The following is a 22,770-nucleotide window of genomic DNA, read 5'->3' on the forward strand; positions in this document are numbered from 1 at the left end:
TGCCCGGTCGCGGGGCCGTCGGCGTCCTCAGGCGTTCTCGAACGGCGTCTCAGGCGGTTCGGAACGGCGTCTCAGGCGATCCGGCGGCGTCTCAGATTCGACGGCGTCTCAGGCGGTCTCGAAGTCGGTGACCAGCCACTTTCCGCCGCACCGCTCCAGACGCAGCGCGAGCACGTGGCTGCGTTCCCCGCAGTGCACCAGCAGGCACGCCTCGACGGCCCCGTCCTGCGGCCGCTTGACGTGCGGCAGCGCGACCAGCGGCGGTCGTCTGGTGCGGATCATCGTCCCCGCGCGCACCAGGTCGGCGTAGGCCCTGCCGGTCAGGCGGTCGGCGACGGTCGCGGGCGGGCGCCGTCCGGCCAGGATCTCGGCCATCGCCTGCCCGATGCCGCGCAGCTCCCGGAGGTCGGGGGGCGGAGCGACCGGCAGGCGCGGCAGCCGGCCGCCGGGGCGGCCGGGCGTGTCGGCGGAGCTCGCGGAAGTGTCGGCGGAGCGTGTGAGCGTGTCGGCGGGCTGGGCGGGAGTGTCGGCGGGACGGGGGGACGGCTCGGCGCGGGCCGGGGCCTCCCAGGGCCGGTCGTAGGCGAGGGCGAGGGTTCCCTGTGTGGGAGGCGGCGGCACGTGGCCGGTCTCGCGTTCGTCGTCGTAGGGCGGGTCGGCCGGCGGCACGGGTCGCAACCGGGGCAGCGGGACCGCGCGGGAGGGGCCGGCGGGCCGCGTTCCGCCGCGCGAGGGCGCGACGGGGCGGGAGGGCTCGGGAGAGCGGGGCATCGGGACTCCGGTGAGGTCGGGAAGTGACGCTCTAAGGAGTTTTCGGCCGGTCGCGCTGATACCGGGGCCGCCGGTTGGGCTGCCAACTTGCCGCTTCGGTGCTGGGGTTCGCGCCGCTTGCCCCGCGATGACGGTATGGCGGCACGGTTCCCGGGCGCGCCGACGCGCTATTCGGCCGTCCCGCCGCTCGCCCGTCCATCGTCCGAAACGCCGCCGTCCAGAACACGGCCTGAGACGGGGCCGTCCGGAACAGGGCTGGAGACGGGGCCGGACGAGGCCGGAGCAGCGGAGGAGACGCGGCCGGAGGAGGGGGGAACGACGGGGTCCGGAGCGACGGAATCAGGGGCGCGCCCGCCCGGCGGTCCCGTGACCTCCCCGGCGTCGAGATCCGGCTCGGGTTCCCGCCCCGGGGTCATGATGTTCAGCCGTCTGATCAGGAAGGCGAAGACGGTGTAGTACACGACCGCGTAGACCACGCCGAGCAGCATGATCTTCCAGAACCCGTCGGTGTTGGACTTGGTGGCGTTGAGCGCGGCGTCGATGGCGCCGGCCGAGAAGGTGAAGCCGAGATGCCCGTCCATCGCGGCGACCAGCGCCATCGACAGCCCCGTGAGCAGGGCGTGGATCACGAACAGCAGCGGGGCGACGAAGATGAAGGCGAACTCGATCGGCTCGGTGATCCCGGTGACGAACGCGACCAGCGCCGCCGAGATCATGATGCCGCCGACGGAGCGGCGGCGGTGCGGCGGGGCGGCCCGCCAGACGGCGATCGCGGCGGCGGGCAGGCCGAACATGATGACCGGGAAGAACCCGGCCATGAACTCGCCCGAGCCCGGGTTGCCCTGCAGGTAGCAGGTGAGGTCGCCGGCGAACTGCTTGCCCGCCACCGTGCAGTCGGGCACCTGGAACCACACGATCGAGTTCAGGAAGTGGTGCAGCCCGAGCGGGATGAGCAGCCGGTTGGCCACCCCGTAGATGCCCGCGCCCGCCGTCGAGTGGTCCACGAGCCACTGGCCGAAGGCGGTCATGCCCTGGCCGACCGGCTGCCAGACCAGCCCGAACACCACGCCGAGCAGCAGCGCGGCGAAGGCGGTGACGATCGGCACGAACCGCCGGCCGCCGAAGAACGCCAGCCAGGTGGGCAGTTTGATGCGGTGGTAGCGCTGGTAGAGCAGCGCCGCGGTGATCCCGATGACGATGCCGCCGAGCACGCCGGTCGGGTTGCCCGCCGCCAGGTCGATCGTCTCCACGGCCCGCCCGTCGGCCTGGACGACGGTCTGGGTGACCCGGTCATGCACGGCGAAGCCGGAGGCGTCGAAGAACAGCAGGCGGGAGACCCGGTCGAAGACCAGGTAGCCGACGAGCGCGGCCAGCGCCGTGGAACCGTCGGAACGGCGGGCGAACCCGACGGCCACACCGATGGCGAACAGCAGGGGGAGGTTGTCGAACAGCACGTCGCCCGCGCCGCCCACCACCTCGGCGATCTTGTCCAGGGCGGCGTTGTCGGTGCGTCCGAGCAGGTCGTCCTGCCCGAGCCGCAGCAGCAGGCCCGCGGCGGGCAGCGCGGCGATGGGCAGCATGAGGGAGCGGCCGATGCGCGACAGGACCGCCATGACGGCCGACCGCCGTGAGGGCGCGAGGGAGGCGTCGGGGGCCGGCGCGCGGGAGGGGTCCGGGACGGGCGCGCGGGAGGTGTCCGGGACGGGCGGGGTGGCGTCGGCCGAAGTGGGGCCCATCGGCTCTCCTCCAGGACTCGGGAAGGGAGGCTCAGCCTCGCCGCGTCGGTATCTCCAGCACCGTGCGGAGCTGGTACCGGTCGGCACGGTAGGTCGAGACCCCGAACTCGACGCAGACGCCGCCGGAGAAGGAGCGCCGCTGGAGCAGCAGCACGGCCCCGCCTCGTGGCAGCTTGAGCAGGTCGGCGTCGCCGGGGTCGGCGATGCCGCCGTCGATGGTCAGCTCGCCCGCGTCCAGCACCACCCCGTGGCGCGTCTCCAGCAGCGCGTAGAGCGAGCGGCCCGACAGGTCGAACGACTCCAGGTCGGGCGCGAAGGACACCGGGATGTGCGCCCGTTCGATGCACAGCGGTTCCCCGTCCGCCGTGCGCAGCCGCTCGATGAAGTGCACGGCCTCGCCCGGCTGGATGCCGAGTTCGCGTGCCAGGTGGGCGCTGGCCCGGACCACCCGCCGGTCCAGGTCGCGCGAGCCGGGTTCCATGCCGCGCGCCCGCATGTCGTCGCTGAACGAGGTGAGCCGCAGCGCCATCTCGATCTTGGGACGGGCCACGAAGGTGCCCTTTCCCGCGACGCGGTGCAGCCGCCCCTCGGACACCAGGTGGTCGACCGCCTGGCGTACAGTCATGCGTGACAGGCCGAAACGCTGGCAGAGCTCCCTTTCGGAGGGGATCGCCGCGCCGATGGTGAGCTCGTTGCCCTCGATGAGGTCGAGGAGGATCTCGCGAAGCTGGAAGTACTTCGGCACAGGGCTGTCGGGGTCGATCTGGGCCACCGCTTTTCCCTCCTCTCGATCTCCGCATGGGTTTGAGTTAAGGTTTGTGCTGGTCTAGTCCGGACTAGACCACATGCCAGAAAAGAGTGTCAACGTACGGACCGGCGACGGATCGATAACGGCCCGATCTCGCCCTCCAGAGCCGAAGGACGGGCACCGATGACCACGATGATGCGCCGCGAGATAGCCGAGCAGCCGGCCGCGCTGCGGGCCACGCTCGACGCCCTGCTGCCGAGGATCGGCGAGGTGAAGGCCCTGGCCGGGCAGACCCGCCAGCTCGTCTTCATCGCCAGGGGCACCTCCGACAACGCCGCCGTCTACGGCCGCTACCTCATCGAGGCGCGCGCCGGCCGGATGTCCTCCCTCGCCGCCCCGTCCATCGCCACGACCTACAAGCGCAAGCTCGACCTCACCGGCGTGCTCGCCGTCGCGCTGTCCCAGTCGGGCAAGACCGAGGAGATCGTCGAGACCCTCGCCTGGGCCAAGGACTGCGGCGCCGGCACCGTCGCGATCACCAACGGCGGCGAGCACTCGCCGCTCGCCCAGACCGCCCACCTGGCGCTGTGCACCCAGGCCGGCGAGGAGAAGGCCGTCCCGGCCACCAAGACCTACACCACCCAGCTCGCGGCGCTGGCCGTGCTCGCCCTCGGCCTCGGGGCCGAGGTCGACGCCGACGACCTCCAGCGCGTCCCCGACGCCGTCGAGCGGCTGATCGCCGACCCCGGCGACGTCGACACCGTGGTCGAAGGGCTGGCCGCGGTGTCCGGCGTCGTGGTCTCGGGCCGCGGCATGGCGTTCTCGACCGCCCTTGAGACCGCGCTGAAGCTCAAGGAGGCCTGCTACCTGCACGCCATGGGCCTGTCCTACGCCGACCTGCTGCACGGCCCGATCGCGGTGGTGGACGAGAAGACCCCCGCACTGCTGGTCGCCGCCGACGAGGGCCCCACGCTGCCCGGCACCGTCGCCCTGGCCCGCCGGGTCACCGGCGCCGGCGCGTCCGCGTACGGCGTGGGCGGCGGAGCCGAGCTGGCCAAGGCGTCCACGGCGGCCCTCAACGGCCCCGCGCTGCCCGAGTGGGTGGCCCCGATGGGGCTTATCGTCCCCGGGCAGATCCTGACCGAGGCCCTCGCCCGCCGCCGGGGCATCGACCCCGACTCTCCTCGCGGCCTCAACAAGGTGACGCAGACGGAATAGCGCCGCTAGCGTTGCCTGAGGTTGAACGAGGAGGACGGACATGGCGGCAGACGCCAACGCGATCATCGCCGGGCTCGGCGGCGTCGGCAACATCATCGAGATAGAGCCGTGCATCACCCGTCTCCGCACCGAGGTGCGCGACGCCTCCAAGGTCGACCACGCGGCCCTGCGGGCGGCCGGCGTCCACGGGGTCATGGCGGCGGGCAACGTCGTCCAGGTCGTGGTGGGCCCCGACGCCGACACGATCGCCTCCGACATCGACGATCTCATCGAGTGAGCCGTGCGGCCGGCGGGAGTGCCATGACGACCGTTCTCGCCCCGGTGGCGGGGCACGTCGTGGGACTGGCCGCCGTGCCCGACCCGGTGTTCTCCGAAGGGCTCGTGGGGCCGGGGACGGCGATCGACCCGGCCAGGCGGGCGGGGGAGGCGCTCGCCCCCATCGGAGGGCTCATCCTCAAGCTCCATCCGCACGCCTACGTGATAGCCGGCGAGGACGGCCGGGCGGTGCTCGTCCACCTGGGCATCGACACGGTGCTGCTCAAGGGTGAGGGGTTCCGGCTTCTCGCCGGGGAGGGCGAGCGGGTGCGCGCCGGCCGGCCGGTCGTCGCCTGGGACCCGGCGGCGGTCGCGGCCGGGGGAATGTCCCCGGTCTGCCCGGTCGTGGCGCTGGACGCCCCTCCCGGCGTGGTCGTCCCGCTCCGGACCGACGGCGCGGTGCTCGCGGGTGAGGAGCTGTTCCGATGGCGCTAGTCCCCTCACCTCAGGTGACCAGGTACGCTCATGCCGCCTGCCACCGGCCGGGGGGCGGGTAGGAGACTGGTGAGACGGCGACGCCGTCGACGTCCGTTGCCGAACCGCTCACACCAGATCCGCCCGGTGTTAGCTGGCCGTTCCCGGAGATAGCCCCTATCTCGGAATAACGTGCTAGCCGTACTGCTTGTCACCGGGTGGTCTGGACCGCCCCGGACGGAAAGAGGAGGAACCGTGGCCGAGCGTAAGGTCATCGTGGAGTCAGCGGTGGGTCTGCACGCCCGCCCGGCGGCGACGTTCGTGCAGACCGCGGCCAAGGCCCCCATCGACATCACCGTGGGGAAGCCGGGCCGTACGCCCGTCAGCGCCAAGAGCATCCTTTCGATCCTGGCGCTGGACGTCAGGAACGGCGAGGTCATCGTCATCCAGGCCGACGGGGACGGCGCCGAGAAGGTGCTCGACGAGCTCGTCGCGATCGTGTCGGTGCCTTGACGGCCGGCTGCGGAGCCTGACGATGGAGAGGTTGACGGGAACCGGGGTCAGCCCCGGGGTGGGCCACGGCCCGGCCTATCTCATGGGTGCCGCCGTCCCCGAGCCGCCGGCCGGGTCACGGCACGGCGGCGACGTGGTGGCCGAGGTGGCGCGGGCGGAGGCCGCCATGGAGCGCGTGGCCGCCGACCTGTCGGCGCGCGGCGAGGCCGCGGGCGGCGAGGCGCGGGACGTGCTCGCCGCGCAGGCCATGATCGCGCGAGACCCCGTGCTGTCCAGCGAGGTCGCCGACCTCATCAACGCCGGCACGGCCGCCGAGCGGGCCGTGTACGAGGCGTTCATGCGTTACCACGACATGCTCGCCGAGATCGGCGGCTACCTCGGCGAGCGGGCGGCCGATCTGGCCGACATCCGCGACCGGGTGATCGCCGAACTGGCCGGCCTGCGGACGGGCGGCCTGCCAAAGAAGGGCGACACGCCGTACGTGCTGGTCGCCCGCGACCTCGCGCCCGCCGACACCGCGCTGCTGACCAAGGACGTCGTCGCCGCCTTCGTCACCGAGCAGGGCGGCCCCACCAGCCACACGGCGATCCTCGCGCGCGCCATGGGCGTGCCCGCCGTCGTGGCCTGCGCCGGGGCGACCGCGATCGTCAACCAGACGCTCGTCCTGGTCGACGGCGCGACCGGCACGGTCGGCCTGGTGCCCTCCGAGGAGGAGGTGGCCGCGGCGGTCGAGGCCGCGCGCACCCGCGACTCGGCGATGGCGGCGGTCACCGGTCCTGGCGCGACCGCGGACGGCCGCCCGGTGGCCCTGCTGGCCAACATCGGCGGGCCGCGCGACATCGAGACGGCCCTGGAGCACGGCGCCGAGGGCGTCGGGCTGTACCGCACCGAGTTCCTGTTCCTGGACCGCGACACCGCGCCCTCGGAGGAGGAGCAGGAGGCGGCCTACCGCGAGGTCATCTCCGCCTTCCCCGGCGGGCCGGTGGTGGTGCGCGTGCTGGACGCGGGGGCGGACAAGCCGCTGGGATTCCTACCGCCCACCGAGAAGGAGCCCAATCCCGCTCTGGGCGCGCGCGGCATCCGCATCATGCGCATATTTCCCGACATTCTGGCCGGGCAGCTGCGGGCCCTCGCCCGCGCCGCCGAGGGGGCGTCCGCCCACGTCCAGGTCATGGCCCCAATGGTGGCGACGCCCGAGGAGGCCGCCTGGTTCGTGGCGGCGTGCCGCGCGGCGGGGCTGCGCTCCTCCGGGGTCATGGTCGAGGTCCCGGCCGCCGCGCTCCGCGCGGCCGACCTCGCTCCCGGCGTCGACTTCTTCTCCATCGGCACCAACGACCTCGCGCAGTACGCCTTCGGGGCCGACCGCGAGGTGAGCGCCCTGGCCGGCTTCCAGGACCCCTGGCAGCCGGTCCTGCTCGACCTGGTGGCGATGACCGCCTCGGCGGGCGTGCCCTGCGGGGTCTGCGGCGAGGCGGGCGCCGATCCCGCGCTCGCGTGCGTGCTGGTCGGCCTCGGCGTCGGCTCGCTGTCCATGGCCGCGCCCGCCCTTCCCTGGGTGCGCGCCGCGCTGTTGCGCCACACCTTCGACCAGTGCCGCGCCGCCGCCGTCGCCGCGCGCGCCGAGACCACCCCGGACGCCGCCAGGGTGGCCGCCCGCGCCCATCTGCCCGCCCTCCCCGACCTCGGCCTCTGAGCACCCCGCCGGCCCTGCCGCCGTGCGCGCCTGGAGCATCCCGGACGCCGCCAGGGTGGCCGCCCGTGCCCACCTGCCCGCCCTCCCCGACCTCGGCCTCTGAGCACCCCGCCGGCCCTGCCGCTTTGCGCACCGCCCCTTGGCGGCGCCTCGTCGCCAGGACCGGGCCTGCGGCGAGTCGTCCACACCGAGTCCGGGGCGGCGACGGTGGGTCGCTCCTGTGCGGCGACACATCGGTTCACCGGGCGCGGCTCTCCACTCCGGCCATGTGCTGGAGTGATCGGCGCCGCGTCGGCGGGTCGTGGTACGGCGATGCCGGCGCCCGCTACGGCGCCCGGCCCGGTCAACGTTCGCAGGCAGCCCACAATGTGGTGTCGCGGGGGGGCGGCGGCGGGTTGTCCACAGGGTGAGTCCGGGCGGGCGGCGGCGCGGATACGGTGGGGGACATGGCTGTACCTTCCCCCGCAGCGGTGCTCGTGCTGGTCGCGACGATGACGGCCGGTTGCGCCGCCACCTCCGCCACGAGCGGCGAGGCGCCTTCACGCACGAACGCCGCCCCGTCCGGCGTCGCCACCACCAGCGCCCCGGCCTCCGCCGGCGCCTCGCCGGCGGCGTCCCCGAGCGGCACGTCCCCCGGCGCCGAGGCGGCCTCGCGGCTGGCGAAGATGAGCCTTGAGGAGAAGGTCGGCCAGCTGTTCATGCCCGTCCTCTACGGTCCGCGGGCCGAGGGCGCGCACGGCGAGAACCAGGCGAGGTTCGGCGTCGGCAGTCCCGCCGCGGCCGTCAGGAAGTACCACCCGGGCGGCGTCATCCTGTTCCCCTGGGCGGGCAACGTCGGCGACGCCCGCCAGCTCGCAGCGCTCACCCGCGGCCTGCAGAAGGCCGCCAAGGTCCCCCTGCTCATCGGCGTCGACCAGGAGAACGGCGTCGTCTCGCGGCTGGGCTCGATCGTGACCGACGTGCCGGGTAGCATGGCCATCGGCGCCACGCGCGACCCGGCCGCCGCCCGGTCGGCCGCCCGGGTGACCGGTGAGGAGTTGCGCGCCCTCGGCATCAACCTCGACTTCGCGCCGGTCGCCGACGTCAACGTCAACCCGGCCAACCCGGTCATCGGCGCCCGCTCGTTCGGCTCCGACCCCAAGCGGGTCTCTGCCATGGTCGGCGCCGCCGTCGAGGGGTTCCACGACGCCGGCGTGGGCAGCGCCGCCAAGCACTTCCCCGGGCACGGCGACACCCGGGTCGACAGCCACAGCGGCCTGCCGGTCATCCAGCACACCCGCTCCCAGTGGCAGCGGCTGGACGCGCCTCCGTTCAAGGAGGCCGTCCGCCGCGGCGTCGACATCGTGATGTCCGCCCATGTCGTGATGCCCAAGCTCGACCCCTCCGGCGACCCCGCCACCCTGTCCAAACCGATCCTGACCGGCCTGCTCCGCGACGAGCTCGGGTTCGACGGCGTGGTCAGCACCGACGCCCTCGACATGCAGGGCGTGCGTGAGAAGTACGGCGACGCCGAGGTGGCCGTCCGCGCCGTCCTGGCCGGCGTCGACCTGCTGCTCATGCCGCCGAACTTCCGAAAGGCCTACGATGCGGTGCTCGGGGCCGTGAAGTCGGGCCGCATCTCCCGCGAGCGGCTCGACCGGTCGGTCACCCGGCTGCTGACGCTCAAGGCCGCCCGGGGCATCCTCGACGGCTCGCAGACCGACCCCGGTGGCGACGACCAGGCCGTGCGGTCCAAGGCGCACCGCACCACAGCCCAGCGCATCGCCGATCGTTCCGTGACGCCGGTCAAGGGCGCCAAAAGCCTCCCGGTCAAGGGTCACGTCCTGGTCACCGGTCCCGCCGGGCGCCGCCTGGCGGGCATGCTCGACGGCGCGTCGGCCGCGCCCACCGGCGACACCCCGACGTCGTCGCAGATCGCGAGCGCCGGGTCGGCCGCCGCGCGGGCCGACACGGTCGTGGTCACCACGCGCGACGCCGGGCCGGCGCAGGCGAGCCTGGTCTCGGCGATGGGCGGCACCGGCAAGAAGGTCGTCGTGGTGTCGATGGGCGCCCCGTACGAGCTGGCACGGCTGCGCGGGTACGACGCGGCCCTCGCCGTCTATTCCGATGGCGACGCCTCGCTCAGAGCCGCCGCCAAGGCGCTCACCGGCGCCCTCACCCCCAAGGGCACCCTCCCGGTCGCCCTACGAGTCCCGTAGCCCTCTCAGACGCGGCGGGTACGGGCGGGGCTGGGATGGAGGGCCCCGGCAGTGGGTTCGGGCGTTGCTCGGCTTACCCTGAAAGGCCCGGCAGGGACATGAGGGAGTGAACATGGTGAAAGGCGTACTCATCGACTGGGGTGGTGTGCTGACCACCGGCCTCCACGAGGCGATCGCCGAGTGGCTCGACGCTGACGGCATCGACGCCGAGCACTATCGGGAACTCATGAAAGAGCTCATCCGGCACGCGTACGAGCAGGGCGCCGTCCTCGGCGAGAATCCGATCCACGCGCTGGAGCGGGGGGAGGTCGACGTCGCGACCTTCGAGCGCGACCTGGCGGCCCGCCTGGTGACGTTGCACGGCGTGCCGCCGGTGGCCGACGGGCTGCTCACCCGCATGTTCGCCGGGTTCCGGCCGGTGCAGCCGATGTACGACATGCTGCGCGCCGCACGCGAAGCGGGCATGGCCACCTGCCTGGTATCCAACTCCTGGGGCAACCACTACACGCGGGACGGCTGGGAGCACTACTTCGACCAGGTCGTCATTTCCGGCGAGGTCGGCATGCGTAAGCCCGAGCCGCGCATCTTCCACCATGCCCTCGGCCTGGTGGGGCTGCGCCCGCAGGAGTGCGTGTTCATCGACGACATCGAGGCCAACATCGACGCCGCCCGCGCCCTCGGCCTCGTCGGCCTGCACCACCGCGACACCGACGCCACGATCGCCGCCCTGGAGACCCTCTGCGAGCTGACCCTCCGCCCGTCCCCGCCTCCCACCACGAGCGCACCCGTCTGACCTGCGACCTCCTCGGATGCACCGAGCGCCACCGAGCCCTCCCACGAGCGCACTTGTCCGGCGCGTTTTCAGGGCTCTTCACCGTTTCTCGGTGGACGCGGTCAATGGGCGCCATGTCCCCCGGCGCCGCGCCGGGCGGCCCTAGGCTTACGGTGACCGTGCGAATTCGGCGAGGAGTTCATCGGTGTCCGCTGGTGCGTTGGTGTCATCCTCCGAACACCGCCGGGGACGGCCCGGCAGGTACCGCGTACCGGCCCGCCCGGGCACGCCGTCCGCGACGGCCGGTGACCATGAACAGGCGCCACGGGCCCGTCCGCTCGCACAAGCCCGCGCAGCCGGGGTGGCAGGGCAGGCTGAGGCGTTCGCGTCTATGGATGGCGGGCGTCGTGGCCGCCGCCGCCACCGCGGCGGTGACCGGCTACCTGACCACGGCCTTCGACAAGACGCTCTCCACGGTCACCGGAGCCGACGCCGCACCGCCCCTGACCTGGACCACGACGGTGAATCGTGACCCGTGCGAAAACGCGACCAGCCGGTACGTGCTTCCCATCCTGCCCCGACGCCCGGCTGAGGAGGGGGGCATCTCGGAGTCGCAGGAGCGCGACGCCCTGGACGGCGGCTACACCGACGCCGTCGTCACCGTCCAGGGCAAGAGCGGTGTCGCCGTCGTGCTCCACGCCCTGCGGGTCGAGGTGGTCCAGCGCGGCGCGCCCGCCGGGGTCGTGGTGCCCAAACACCGCCAGTGCGGCGGCATCACCCCCCGCAACTTCGTCGTGGACCTCGATGAGCGGGTGTCTCACTCGCGCCCGTTCGCCGGTGTGGACGACAACGGCGACGAACAGTCCGCCGTCCGGTTCCCCTTTCGCGTCTCGGACGGCGACCCCGAGGTGTTCCACGTCTACGGCGCCACCCGCACCTGCGACTGCCGCTGGCGGATCCTGCTCGACTGGAGCAGCCAGGACAGAAAGGGCACCGCGGTGATCGACGCCGGCGGCCGGCCCTTCCGCACCGTGGGCGTCAAAGTACTGCCCGGCTACGAGGTGGAACCGGCGAAAGGCTCGACGTACCGGTGGCGGCGGGACCCTTCCCCGTCCGATTCCCTGCCTCTGCAGGAATGAAGGACGAGGCCGCCGGCCGGGGCGCGGTGCGGTGGTGTACGGTCCGTGCCGCGGGGGGTGGCACACTCGTTCGGGTGACCGGCGCCGCTGTGGCGCCGGTGTCCGGCACCATCGTGATTCGAGGAACGAACGCATGCGCGTGTACCTGCCGTGCACCCTCCCTTTCCTGGCGCGGGTGGCCGGGGCCGGCGAGGTCGGGCCGGCCCCGCTGACCGGCTACGCGGTGACGCCCACGCTGGTCGAGTGGTACGTCTCGGGTGACACCGAGGAACTGGAGTACGTCGCCCTGACGGACGCGGCCAGGGCGTCCCTGCGGATGCTCGCGGCCGACCGCGCGGACGGCGTGGAGGTCGCCGCGCGGCGGGTGGTCGTCGCGGCCGAGGTGCCCGACGACGTCGTCGCCTCCGGTCCCGACCTCGAGGAGCGATCCCGGGTGCGCGTCCCGGTCGTGGTGCGGATGAACCAGATCGCCGCGGTCCACGTCGACGACCTGGGGGCCGTGCCCGACGTCGAGGCGGCCATCGCCGCCGTGTTCGCCGCCGACGCGGGAGACGACGACGCGCGGTTCGTGGTGGACGGCGTGGAGGACCACGAGCTGATGTGGTTCGCGACCCAGGAGATCCCCGACCTGCTGACCTGATGTCTTCCCGGGGTCCGGGCAGGCCCGGCGAACTCGATGAAGGCCGGCTCCGGACTCCGGTGAACCCGTTCGGAGGTCGGCGCGCGTCGGGTGAATCCGTTCGGAGGTCGGCGGGCCAGGTGAGCCCGTTGAGGCCGGCAGCCCGGGAAACCCGATGGAGGCCGTCGGGGGCGCCTATTAGGCTGTGGTCACCATGGAGCACATCATCTGGGACTGGAACGGCACGCTGTTCCACGACATCGACGCGGTGGTCGGCGCCACGAACAAGGTGTTCGCGCCCTACGGGCTGGCGCCCATGGACGCCGAGGCGTTCCGCGCGGCCTACACCCGGCCCATCTGGGTGGCCTACGAGCGCATGCTCGGCCGGCCGCTGCACGAGGGCGAGTGGGAGCGGCTCGACCAGGCGTTCCACGACAACTACCACGAGCTGATGCACGCCTCCGAGCTGGCCGCCGACGCGATCGACTGCCTGAACACCTGGTCGGCGTCCGGGCGCACCCAGTCGCTGTTGTCGATGTGGGCGCACGACCGGCTGGTGCGCAAGGCCGCCGAGCTCGGCATCGACCGCTACTTCTCCCGCATCGACGGCCTGAGCGCCGGCGCGCCGGGCGGCGGCAAGGCCGAGCACATGGTGGCCCACATCGAGTCGCTGGAGGTCAAGCCGTCGCGCATCCTGGTGATCGGCGACAGCCTGGACGACGCGCACGCGGCCGAGCACGTGGGTGCCTCGGCCGTGCTCTACGCGGGCGGCATGACCAGCCGGGCCGACCTGGCCGCTTCCGGCTTCCCGGTGGTCGACTCCCTGTCGGCGGCCTTCGCCCACGCCCGCTGATCCGCCGTTCCGTCGCCGCCGCCGGTGGACGGAGAAGCGGACATATGCCGGGTGAGGGTGACGAGTTGGGCATCTCTCGCCGTGGTGGGTGCGCGGTCGTCGTACCCTGAGCGCACCTGGTTCGCGTGCGTTCGGAGGCCCCCCATTAACCGTCTCGTGCTCTGGAACATCGACCTCACCCTGGTCGACGTGACGATCGTCACCCGCGACGCGTACGCCGACGCCTTCCGGCAGGTCACCGGGCGCCCGCTGGTCAAGCTAGCGCCCGCGATGGGCCGTCCCGACTCTGAGATCATCTTCGAGACGCTCGCCATCAACGGCATCGTGACCGGCGACGATCACCTTCCCCGGTTCATCGACGCCCTGGCCCGGTCGTTCGCCGCGCGGCGCAAGCGGCTGAACAAGGACGGGCAGGTCATGCCCGGCGCCAAGGAGGCGCTCAAGGCGGTGGCCCGCCTCGACGGCGTCGTCCAGTCGGTGCTCACCGGCACCATCAAGAGCAACGCCGCGCTCAAGCTGAACGCCTTCGGCCTGGACAAGTACGTCGACGTCGAGGTCGGCGGCTACGGCGAGGAGGTCTACCCCAAGGCCACCCTGCTGCAGGTGGCCCAGGGCAGGGTCAAGGCGTTGTACGGCTTCCGGTGCGACGGCGCGAACACCGTGCTGATCGGCGACTCGGCCAGGGACGTCCAGGCGGCGCGCATCGCCGGGGCGTCCATGATCGCCGTCGCCTCTGGCCGTTCGACGGCGACCGAACTGCGCGAGGCCGGCGCCGACATCGTGCTCCCCGACCTGACCGACGCCCCCGCCCTGGTCGCCGCCGTGGCCCGCCTCACCACCCCCGCGGACCGCAAGGCAGGCTGACCCCGCGACACGCCATTACGAATGCATATAAAAGGCGGGCGCAGGTCAGCACGAGGTAGGAGGTGAGGATGGCGTGTGCGGCATACCTTTGTTGCCTGTGCGTCATCATCGGCGGCCGGAGGCGATCTTCGTCTGGGGCGCCGACGCGGCCCGCTGCCCGCGGGTCGTGCCCTCCTCACCCTAAGGACTTCGATGCCTTACTCGACGGCCTCCGTCCCGACCGAGCGGCCTGGGCGGTACATCAAGCAACTGGTGTCCCATATGGGGCACAAGACGACCACGGAGATCTCCGGTGACGGTCGTGGCGTGATCACGTTGAAACGCGGGCGTTGCGTGCTGACGCCGACCGGGGTCGCGATCGAGATGATCGCCACGGCCGGGGACGCCGAGTCGCTGGAGCAGGTGCAGGAGGTGGTGACCCGCCACCTGCTGCGCTTCGCCACCCAGGAGGAGCTGGCCGTGGAGTGGTCGGCGCCCATGGGGGCCGAGGAGATGGTCATCGTCGACCCGCTGATCGGCGACTACGTGACTACTCAGTGCACCCCGCCCGACGAGGTGCTCCAGGAGCTGACCGCGAAGACGCGCGAGACGACCGGCGGCTCGTGGACCATGCAGGTCTCGCACGACGAGGGCGCGTTCCTCACGATGCTCGCCCGCATGGTCGGCGCGCGGCAGGCGGTCGAGGTCGGCGTGTTCACCGGGTACTCCTCCATCTGCATCGCCAGGGGCCTGGCCGAGGGCGGGCGGCTGCTGGCCTGCGACGTCAGTGAGGAGTGGACCTCGGTCGCCCGCTCGTACTGGGAGCGCGCCGGCGTCGCCGACCGCATCGACCTGAAGATCGCCCCGGCGGCCGAGACGCTCCGCGCGCTGCCCGAAGAGCGGTCCATCGACTTCGCGTTCATCGACGCCGACAAGGTGAGCTACCCGGTGTACTACGAGGAGATCGTGCGGCGGCTGCGCCCCGGCGGGCTGGTGGTCCTGGACAACGTGTTCCTCGGCGGGCGGGTCGTCGACCCGGCGTACGAGGAGGAGCACCACGTGGCGGTGCGGGCCCTGAACGACGCCATCGTGGCCGACGACCGGGTGGAGTCGGTGATGCTGTCGGTGCGGGACGGTGTCACGATCGCCCGCAGACTCTAGTGCGCTGTCCGCGGACGTGCGCCGGCTCGGGCGCCGTAGCAGGCGCCGGTATCGCCGTACCACGACCCGCCGACCCGGCGCCGATCACTACGGCGCGTGGAGGGCGGAGAGCCGCACCCGGTGAACGTAGGTGGTCACCGCACGAGGACGGCGTGTCGATCGCGGGCGGGCTCCAGGGCGGCGTGTCGATCGCGGGCTCAGAGACGGCGTGATGATCGCGCGCGTGCTCTGGGACGGCGCGACGAGTCGGCGGGCGGTAGAGCGGACCAGGCCGGGGGCCGTGGGTGTGTGGGCGGCCTGGATGGCGCGGGGGACGGGGCCGGGGCAGGATGGGGCCATGGTTGAGGAAGGTGCGCTGCTCTGGGAGCCGTCCCCCGAGGTGGTCCGCGATGCGAAGATCACCCGGTTCGCCGCATGGCTAGGACGTTCCGAGCATTCTTACGACGCTCTGTGGCGATGGTCTGTCGACTTCCCGGAGGAGTTCTGGCCTGCGGTCTGGGACTATTTCGCGGTCGTGGGGGAGCGTGGTGACGGGCCCGTCGTAAGTGGAACGATGCCGGGCGCCGAATGGTTCGCGGGAGCAACCGTGAACTACGCGGCGAACGCGCTGCGCGGCGACCCCGGGCGGCTGGCGGTCATCGCCCGTGATGAGACCGGCGGCCGGCGCACCCTCACCTACGGTGAGCTGGCCGAGGAGGTCGCGCGGGTCAGGGCCGGGCTGGTGCGCCACGGTGTCACCCGCGGCGACCGGGTGGCGGCCTACCTGCCCAACACCCCCGAGGCGCTGATCGCCTTCCTCGCCACCGCCAGCCTCGGCGCCATCTGGTCGTCCTGCTCGCCCGACTTCGGCGCCTCCAGCGTCGTCGACCGCTTCACGCAGATCACCCCCAAGGTGCTGATCGCGGTGGACGGCTACCGGTACAACGGCCGCGCGTTCGACCGTTCGGACGTCGTCGCCGACATCGCCGCCCGGCTGCCCGGCCTGGCCGCCACCGTGATCGTCGGCGCGGAGTCGTGGGAGGAACTGCGGTCGGAGGCGGGGCCGCTGGAGTTCGAGCCGGTGCCCTTCGCCCACCCGCTGTGGGTCGTCTACTCCTCCGGCACCACCGGCCTGCCCAAGCCGATCGTCCACGGGCACGGCGGCATCGTGCTGGAGCATTTGAAGGCGCTGAGCTTCCACCAGGACCTCGGCGAGCAGGACGTGTTCTTCTGGTACACCACCACCGGCTGGATGATGTGGAACTTCCTGGTCGGCGGCCTGCTGGTCGGCGCGACCGTCGTGCTGTACGACGGCAGCGCCACCCACCCCGGCGCCGACGCGCTCTGGCGGCTCGCGGCGGAGGAGGGGGTGACCTACTTCGGCACGGGCGCGCCGTACATCATCGCCTCCATGCGGGCGGAGCTGCGCCCTGACGGTCTGGAGCGGCTGCGCGGGGTCGGCTCGACCGGCTCGCCGCTGCCGCCCGAGGGCTTCGCGTGGCTGTCGGACGTGCTGCCGCGGGTGCAGCTCGGGTCCTTCTCCGGTGGCACGGACGTGTGCACCGGCTTCGTGGGCGCGGTGCCGCTGCTGCCCGTCCGGGCCGGGGTGATCTCCTGCCGGTGCCTGGGGGCCCTGGTGGAGTCCTACGATCCCGACGGCAAGCCGCTGATCGGGGAGGTCGGCGAGCTGGTGGTCACCAGGCCCATGCCCTCCATGCCGGTCATGTTCTGGAACGACCCGGACGGCGCCCGGTACGAGGAGAGCTACTTCGCCGACTACCCGGGGGTCTGGCGGCACGGCGACTGGATCAAGATCTTGCCGGACGGCGGGTGCGTGATCTACGGCCGGTCCGACTCGACGCTGAACCGCGGCGGGGTGCGCATGGGAACCAGCGAGTTCTACCGCGTCGTCGAGCGGTTCCCCGCCATCGAGGACAGCCTGGTCATCGACACCGGTCAGCTCGGCCAGGAGGGCCGGCTGCTGCTGTACGTGACGATGGCCGAGGGCGAGGAGCTCTCGCCGGCGCTGGTCGCGGAGCTGAAGGACGCACTGAGGACCGAGCTGTCGCCGCGCCACGTGCCGAACGAGGTCATCGAGGTGCCCGGCATTCCGCGCACGCTGAGCGGCAAGAAGCTGGAGGTCCCGGTGCGCAAGATCCTGCTGGGCACGCCGGTGGACAAGGCCGCCAACACCGGCGCCATGGCCAACCCGGAGGTCCTGAAGCACTTCGTCCCATAGGGGCGGCCGCGGAGGTGGAGGCGGGGCCGCGGAGGTGGAGGCGGGCCCGCGGCGTTGACCGGCTCGGGCCCGCGGCCGCGCCGGCATCGCCGCCCCACGCCCCGCCGACCTGGCGCCGATCGCCCTCCGGTTCATGGTCAGGGTGTGCAGCCGCGCCCGGCGAACGTTCATGGCCGCCGCGCCGGGGATCGGGAAGTGGAACGAGGCCGCCGGGGGGACGGCGGCCGGAGAGGTGAGATCGCGGGGCCGCCCGGCGGACGGCGGCCCCAAAGGAGCGAAGCGGCTTACTGCGCCGTCTCGCCGTTCTGGTCATCGGCCTTCGAGCCGCAGGTGTACCCCTTGGGCATCTCGGGGGCCATCACGATGTCGCCCAGGTTGGTGCCCTCGGCGGCCCGCCGGAGCGTGATCTGCTTCTCGCAGTCGTAGAAGGCGTAGACGCCGTCCGACTCGCCGAGGAGCAGCATCGAGCGACCGTCGTAGAGCGGCTTGTCGTCCCCGTCCTTGAGCACGGCCCACTGGTCCTGGAAGCCCACAAGGTCCAGCAGAGTCGTGCCCGCGAGGCCCGGCAGCGGATGGGTCTTGCCGTACTGGTACACGTCCGCGGCTCCGAGGACCATCTGCCAGATGAGCAGCCAGCCCAGGCCGATGCCGGTGAGGCCGCCGACGATCAGTCGCATCCCGGAGCGGCCTACCGGCTTGCGACGCATCAGACGGAACGGCACCAGGAACGTCAGCACGCCGAGGCCCACCGCGATGGGGACCATGGTCGCGACCGTGACCTCGCCCAGGACGCTGAAGACGCCCCAGTAGGTGGCGCCGCTCCACAGCGCCGCGAGAGTCGCGGCCAGCCAGGGGTGCTGACGGAAGAACCGCACCAGCCGCGACAGGCCACCGAAGGTCACCTTGTCGAGCAGCCAGTACAACGCGACCAGGAGCCCCAGCACGGGCAGGGCGATGAGCAGTATCAGGATCAGGGTGCCGGAGAGCCGGCCGAACAGGACGGCCTGGTCGATGCCCGCCTGCTGCGGCGTGATGCCGAAGAAGTTGTACATCGCCTCGACACCGAGGTAGAGCACCGCGTAGAGCCCGACGCCGATCGGCAGGACCACCGAGGCGATCCGTTCGAGCAGCGCCAGGGCGCTTGGCTTCTCGTCGTCCGCCTCGGCGGCCGGGACGGCGACGCTGGTATTTGTCCCGTTAGAGGTATGTTCTACCGGGATCTGCTGATTGATCACGGCGTATGAGCGTAGCGGCGCTACTGAGCGGTAATAGACTTTTAAACATTTCGGTCAACGCGGGAACACGTCCGGTTCAGATGGCGAACACCTGGGCGTCGTCGGCGAAGGCCTTGAACTCCAGGGCGTTGCCGGCGGGATCGAGCAGGAACATCGTCCACTGCTCTCCCGGCTGCCCCGCGAAGCGCAGGTACGGTTCGATCACGAAGCGGGTGCCCGCCTCGCGCATGCGCTCGGCCAGCCGGTGGAACTCTGGGATGTCCAGGATCAGCCCGAAGTGCGGCACGGGCACGTCGTGACCGTCCACCGGGTTGTGCGCCGCCGCCGGCGGACGCGCGGCCAGGTGCGTGACGAACTGGTGCCCGTGCAGGTTCCAGTCGATCCAGCGGTCGGAGCTGCGGCCCTGCTCGCACCCGAGCACCTCGCCGTAGAAGGCCCGGGCGGCCGCGAGGTCGTCGACGGGGACGGCCAGGTGGAAGCGGGGGATGGAAGGAACGGGCGAAGCCATGCGGGTCTCTCCTGAAGTCCGGCGTGCTCCGCCGGACGGCCCCGGCGGATCGGGCAGGACCATCTTCCGTCAGATCCCGCACCCGGCACGCGCGGGGGAGGCGCCGACGGATCCAGCCGCGCCCCTATCCCTCGCGGTCACCGGACATCTCTGATCGATGCGGACAGGATGACGTGCGGTGACCGCATGCCCTCATCGGGTGCGGTCCTCCACCCGGCGGGTGCTGGATGTGGATCGGCGCCGGGTCGGCGGGTCGTGGTACGGCGATGTCGGCGCCGTCGTACGGCGCCTGACCCGGCGGGCGTCGTGGACGGCGCGCTAGGGGGCCGTGATCAGCTCCGCGCGGTGCGCCGTGAAGTGGTCGGCGATCGAGGTGGCGGGCCGGCCCGTGAGTCGTTCGACGGCGTGGGTGGTGACGTCGTACCAGCCGTCGCGCTTGGCGACCCCCGACGCGCTCCAGGCGTGGGCGAAGTGCTCGGGGACGCCCTGCTCGACGAGCCGCCGGGGCTGTTCGTCGTCGCCGACCTCCTGATGGCGCACAGGGCGGCCGGTGGCCTGCGTCAGGGCGGCGGCGATGTCGGCGTCGGTCACCGCCTCCGGCCCGGTGACATCGAGGAACTCTCCCTGGCCGCCGCCCTCGGCGAGGACGGCGGCGGCCACGGCCGCGCTGTCGTCGCGGGTCAGGTGGCCGGTTCGTCCGTTTCCGGCGTTGCTGGGGAGCACCCCGGTGGACACGGCCCTGGAGGCGATTCCGACCAGGGTCAGCATCTCGGTCCAGATGTTGAAGCGCAGCACCGTGAACGGCAACCCGGACCCGGCCAGCATCCGCTCGGTGGCCGCGTAGTCGGGGATCAGGGGGTTCGGGTGGCCGGGGTCACCCGCACGGGTGAGGGAGGTGAAGATGACATGGCCGACTCCCGCCTTCGCGGCGGCGTCGATGGCGCGGGCGTGCTTCGGCAGCCGGTCGGCGGTGGCGATGCTGATGATCAACAGCCGTTCCGCGCCGTCCAGCGCTCGGGTCAGCGCGTCCGGCTCGTCGAAGTCGGCGTGACGGGTCTGGACGCCGAGATCGGCGACCGTGTCCGGGGTCCGGGACAGGGCCAGGACGCGAGAGGCGTCCGTGCGCGTAAGGAGGTGCTGGACGGTCCTGCGGCCCAGGTTCCCCGACGCCCCGCTCACCACGATCATGATGGTTCCTTTCCGTTCCTTTTGCGTAGCCTGATGCTCGTGGATGACGCGTCGCCCTCGGTAGAAGGCACATTGATGTCCCCCCCACCCGCCCCGGAGGCGTCGGTCGCGGAGGAAGCACCCCCGGAGGCGCCGGCCCCGGAGGCGCCGATCGCGCAGGCACCTGCCCCAGAAGTGCTGGTCGCGGAAGGACCGATGGCCGGTCTCACGGCGCCGGTCACGGTCGATGACCATCACGGCTGTCCGGCGACGGCGGTGCTGCGCCGCGTTGGCGACAAGTGGAGCCCGGTGCTGCTGTCGCTGCTGGCACGCGGCGGCCACGGGTTCAACGAGCTCGACCGGTCCGTCGAGGGTCTCAGCCGCCGAATGCTGATCCGTACCCTGCGGTCGCTCGAACGCGACGGCCTCGTGAGCCGGACCGTGCATGCGAGCGTGCCGCCGCGCACCGAGTACGCCCTGACCGACCTCGGCCGCTCGCTGCGGGAGCACCTGGACGCTCTCGGACGCTGGGCGGTCACCCACGAGGCCGAACTCGCCGCCGCGCGCAGGCGCTACGCCGAGCATCTCTAGCCCGGCACACGGAGCGGGCCGGCCGCCGTTGTCGGCGCCGGTTCCGCCGTACCGCGACTCGCCGACGCGGCGCCGGTCATGTGCAGCGTGTGTCGGGTGGGGTGTGTGGCGTCCTGGTCTCGTGGTCTCGCCTGGGGAGGGGGTCAGATGGCTTGGGGGAAGCGGAACAGGCGGGCGGGGTCGTAGGTGGCCTTGGTCTTGGCGAGGCGGGCGGCGTTGGGGCCGTAGTAGGCCTGACGCCAGCCGCTCAGCGCTGGATCGATGTAGTTGACGTAGGCGTGGTCGCCGAAGTGGGGGGCCATCGCGTCGTGCGCGCCGCGCAGCCAGGTCGCCGCGCCCGCCATGTGTGCGTAGTACTGGACGCTGAACAGCGCCGCCCGGTGCGGGAAGGCCGTGGCGCCGGGTCCGACGCGCCCGACGGCTCCGCCGAGGGCGTCCAGGAGCACGGCGTGCCGGCCGGGGCGGGAGATCCGGTCGACCAGGGTGGCGATGCCGGAGGCCGACAGCGGGCGGTAGGCCATGTGGGACTTGGCGCTGAAGGCGTCGCGCGGGAAGCGGCCGTCGGCCGTCCGCCCGGGCAGGTCGCCCTGCCGGTGGCACTGGGACACGGTGCGCGAGGAGCAGCCCGCCTCGATCATCATGGCGTGCTGGTAGGACGTGCGGGTGATGAAGCGGCTGGACGGCTGGGACCCGACCTTGGCGATCAGCGGGTCGAGCAGCCGCTCGCACTGGTCGCGCGGACCCACGTAGACCCCGCCGATCTGCACGTCCAGGCCGGGGTCCTGGGACAGGTGGAGGTTGCTCCACAGCGCGTCGGGGACCGACGGCGCCCACGCCTGCCAGGCCGCGACCGCCTTGCGCGCCCGCGACCAGGGCCAGTGCAGGAAGAACAGCGTGAGGTCCTGCGTACGGTGGGTGCGGAAGGTGAACGACACCGCGACGCCGAAGTTGCCCCCACCGCCGCCGCGTGAAGCCCAGTAGAGCTCGGGGTCGTGGCGGGAGTCGCAGGTGCGCACCCGCCCGTCGGCCGTGACGATCTGCAACGACTCCAGAGCGTCGCAGGTGAGGCCGTACTTCCTCGACAGGACGCCGATGCCGCCGCCGAGCGTCAGGCCGGCGATGCCCACGGTGGGGCACGAGCCCCCCGGGATGCCGACGCCGTGCGCCGCCAGCCGGTCGTAGATGTCGACGAGCTGAGCGCCCGCGCCCACGACCGCGCGCCCTCCGGAGGCCCGTACGGCGCTCATGCGCGAGACGTCGATCACCAGGCCGGTGCCGGTGGACCAGCCCGCGTAGCTGTGGCCGCCCGAACGCGAGGTCACCGGCACCCCGAACCGCCGGGCGAAGGCCAGGCACTCGGCCACGTCGGAGGGGTTGGCGCAGTAGGCGACGCCGCCCGGCCGGATGCCGTCGAAGGAGGGGTTGTAGAGGCGGCGCGCCGCGTCGTAGGAGGCGTCGCCGGGACGGATCATCCGGCCCGCCAGGCCCCTGCCCAGGGAGGACCAGTCGGAGGGGGAGGGCCCGCCGCGCGCGCCGGTGCGCGCCAGGGTGCCGCCGGCGGACGCGGCGGACGGCGCCGAGCCCGCCGAGCCCGCCGCGGAAGCCGCGGAAGTCGCGCCCGAGGCGCTCGCGGTGCCCGCCGTGCCCGTCGTGGCCGTCGTGGCCCTCGCGAGGGTGCCGGTCGGAGCGCAGGCGGTGGCCGCGGCCGCCGCGGTGACGGCGGAGGCCCGCAGGAAGGTCCGCCGGTCGAGCGCGGGTTGCATGATCACTCATCTCTGGGAACGGTCATCGACGACGAAAGGTATCGCCCGTCCTAAGAGACGTCCCCAGAAGGTCCATGGTTTATCACGGATCGGTCACGGTGCACGTGGCGGCCGTGGAAGACTCGCACTGCCAGGGGAATTGCGCACGATATCGGACAAGTTGACGTTTCAGGTGTGATGGGCTGATATCGGGTACGGCGGAGGGGACTTGGTCAACGGCGATCGAGCACCCCGTCCCGCCGCGGAGGTGTCGCGCGACCGGGAGCGTGGCATGCCCCTGTCATGACCCCGACCC

The 22,770-nt window shown here is 72.4% G+C and carries 21 protein-coding genes; 14 read left to right on the top strand and 7 right to left on the bottom strand.

Annotated elements, in window-relative coordinates; translation table 11 throughout:
• Window positions 1-108: 108 nt before the first annotated feature.
• The 3 genes from ABZU32_RS02040 to ABZU32_RS02050 form a co-directional block, all read right to left on the bottom strand.
• Window positions 109-771, bottom strand: coding sequence for an Rv3235 family protein (locus ABZU32_RS02040; protein WP_354915892.1), 663 nt, complete (start codon window positions 769-771; stop codon window positions 109-111).
• Between the two features lie 167 nt (window positions 772-938).
• Window positions 939-2,507, bottom strand: a complete 1,569-nt coding sequence (locus ABZU32_RS02045; protein ID WP_354915895.1) for a PTS transporter subunit EIIC — start codon at window positions 2,505-2,507, stop codon at window positions 939-941.
• A gap of 31 nt (window positions 2,508-2,538) precedes the next feature.
• The gene (locus ABZU32_RS02050; RefSeq protein WP_354836911.1) at window positions 2,539-3,279 is read right to left on the bottom strand and encodes a GntR family transcriptional regulator; all 741 of its coding nucleotides are present in this window, start codon (window positions 3,277-3,279) and stop codon (window positions 2,539-2,541) included.
• Window positions 3,280-3,438: 159 nt separating this feature from the next.
• Here ABZU32_RS02050 and ABZU32_RS02055 point away from each other — a divergent pair, with 159 nt between their 5' ends.
• The 13 genes from ABZU32_RS02055 (at window position 3,439) to ABZU32_RS02115 (ending at window position 17,211) form a co-directional block, all read left to right on the top strand.
• A complete protein-coding gene (locus tag ABZU32_RS02055) occupies window positions 3,439-4,473 on the top strand; it encodes an SIS domain-containing protein (RefSeq protein ID WP_354915898.1) in 1,035 nt (344 codons plus the stop codon).
• A gap of 40 nt (window positions 4,474-4,513) precedes the next feature.
• A complete protein-coding gene (locus tag ABZU32_RS02060; RefSeq protein ID WP_354836907.1) occupies window positions 4,514-4,750 on the top strand; it encodes a PTS glucose/sucrose transporter subunit IIB in 237 nt (78 codons plus the stop codon).
• Between the two features lie 23 nt (window positions 4,751-4,773).
• Window positions 4,774-5,223 (top strand): PTS glucose transporter subunit IIA, encoded by a 450-nt coding sequence (locus ABZU32_RS02065; RefSeq protein ID WP_354836905.1) that lies wholly within the window; start codon window positions 4,774-4,776, stop codon window positions 5,221-5,223.
• A 234-nt stretch (window positions 5,224-5,457) separates the two neighbouring features.
• Complete coding sequence (locus tag ABZU32_RS02070) at window positions 5,458-5,715, top strand: HPr family phosphocarrier protein (protein ID WP_354836903.1); 258 nt, start codon at window positions 5,458-5,460, stop codon at window positions 5,713-5,715.
• A gap of 22 nt (window positions 5,716-5,737) precedes the next feature.
• A complete protein-coding gene (ptsP, locus tag ABZU32_RS02075; protein WP_354915901.1) occupies window positions 5,738-7,408 on the top strand; it encodes a phosphoenolpyruvate--protein phosphotransferase in 1,671 nt (556 codons plus the stop codon).
• A 446-nt stretch (window positions 7,409-7,854) separates the two neighbouring features.
• A complete protein-coding gene (locus tag ABZU32_RS02080; protein WP_354915904.1) occupies window positions 7,855-9,606 on the top strand; it encodes a glycoside hydrolase family 3 N-terminal domain-containing protein in 1,752 nt (583 codons plus the stop codon).
• 112 nt (window positions 9,607-9,718) lie between these two features.
• Window positions 9,719-10,399, top strand: coding sequence for an HAD family phosphatase (locus ABZU32_RS02085; protein ID WP_354915907.1), 681 nt, complete (start codon window positions 9,719-9,721; stop codon window positions 10,397-10,399).
• Between the two features lie 374 nt (window positions 10,400-10,773).
• Window positions 10,774-11,517, top strand: a complete 744-nt coding sequence (locus ABZU32_RS02090) for a hypothetical protein (protein ID WP_354915910.1) — start codon at window positions 10,774-10,776, stop codon at window positions 11,515-11,517.
• Between the two features lie 133 nt (window positions 11,518-11,650).
• Complete coding sequence (locus ABZU32_RS02095; RefSeq protein ID WP_354915913.1) at window positions 11,651-12,157, top strand: hypothetical protein; 507 nt, start codon at window positions 11,651-11,653, stop codon at window positions 12,155-12,157.
• Window positions 12,158-12,350: 193 nt separating this feature from the next.
• On the top strand, window positions 12,351-12,989 hold the full coding sequence (locus ABZU32_RS02100) for an HAD family hydrolase (RefSeq protein ID WP_354836891.1): 639 nt from the start codon (window positions 12,351-12,353) through the stop codon (window positions 12,987-12,989).
• A gap of 156 nt (window positions 12,990-13,145) precedes the next feature.
• On the top strand, window positions 13,146-13,853 hold the full coding sequence (locus tag ABZU32_RS02105; RefSeq protein WP_354836889.1) for a haloacid dehalogenase-like hydrolase: 708 nt from the start codon (window positions 13,146-13,148) through the stop codon (window positions 13,851-13,853).
• Between the two features lie 192 nt (window positions 13,854-14,045).
• A complete protein-coding gene (locus tag ABZU32_RS02110; protein WP_354915915.1) occupies window positions 14,046-14,993 on the top strand; it encodes a DUF2218 domain-containing protein in 948 nt (315 codons plus the stop codon).
• A 337-nt stretch (window positions 14,994-15,330) separates the two neighbouring features.
• Window positions 15,331-17,211, top strand: a complete 1,881-nt coding sequence (locus tag ABZU32_RS02115; RefSeq protein WP_354915918.1) for an acetoacetate--CoA ligase — start codon at window positions 15,331-15,333, stop codon at window positions 17,209-17,211.
• 284 nt (window positions 17,212-17,495) lie between these two features.
• Here the strand turns inward: ABZU32_RS02115 and ABZU32_RS02120 are convergent, their stop codons facing one another.
• The 3 genes from ABZU32_RS02120 to ABZU32_RS02130 all read right to left on the bottom strand — a co-directional run bounded on the left by ABZU32_RS02120 (window position 17,496) and on the right by ABZU32_RS02130 (window position 20,142).
• Entirely contained in the window at window positions 17,496-18,446 is a 951-nt protein-coding gene (locus ABZU32_RS02120) for a hypothetical protein (protein WP_354915920.1), read from the bottom strand.
• 76 nt (window positions 18,447-18,522) lie between these two features.
• Window positions 18,523-18,954 carry a VOC family protein gene (locus tag ABZU32_RS02125; protein ID WP_354836875.1) on the bottom strand — a complete coding sequence of 144 codons (432 nt, stop codon included), beginning with the start codon at window positions 18,952-18,954 and terminating at the stop codon, window positions 18,523-18,525.
• A 318-nt stretch (window positions 18,955-19,272) separates the two neighbouring features.
• Window positions 19,273-20,142 (bottom strand): NAD(P)H-binding protein, encoded by an 870-nt coding sequence (locus ABZU32_RS02130; protein ID WP_354915923.1) that lies wholly within the window; start codon window positions 20,140-20,142, stop codon window positions 19,273-19,275.
• A 75-nt stretch (window positions 20,143-20,217) separates the two neighbouring features.
• On the opposite strand from ABZU32_RS02130, the gene ABZU32_RS02135 reads away from it, so the two are divergent.
• Window positions 20,218-20,712, top strand: a complete 495-nt coding sequence (locus tag ABZU32_RS02135; RefSeq protein WP_354915925.1) for a helix-turn-helix domain-containing protein — start codon at window positions 20,218-20,220, stop codon at window positions 20,710-20,712.
• Window positions 20,713-20,855: 143 nt separating this feature from the next.
• On the opposite strand, the gene ABZU32_RS02140 is transcribed toward ABZU32_RS02135, so the two are convergent.
• The gene (locus tag ABZU32_RS02140; protein ID WP_354915928.1) at window positions 20,856-22,475 is read right to left on the bottom strand and encodes an FAD-binding oxidoreductase; all 1,620 of its coding nucleotides are present in this window, start codon (window positions 22,473-22,475) and stop codon (window positions 20,856-20,858) included.
• Between the last annotated feature and the right edge of the window lie 295 nt (window positions 22,476-22,770).

Source organism: Sphaerisporangium sp. NPDC005288, from assembly GCF_040607475.1.
Taxonomy (GTDB): Bacteria; Actinomycetota; Actinomycetes; order Streptosporangiales; family Streptosporangiaceae; genus Sphaerisporangium; species Sphaerisporangium rhizosphaerae.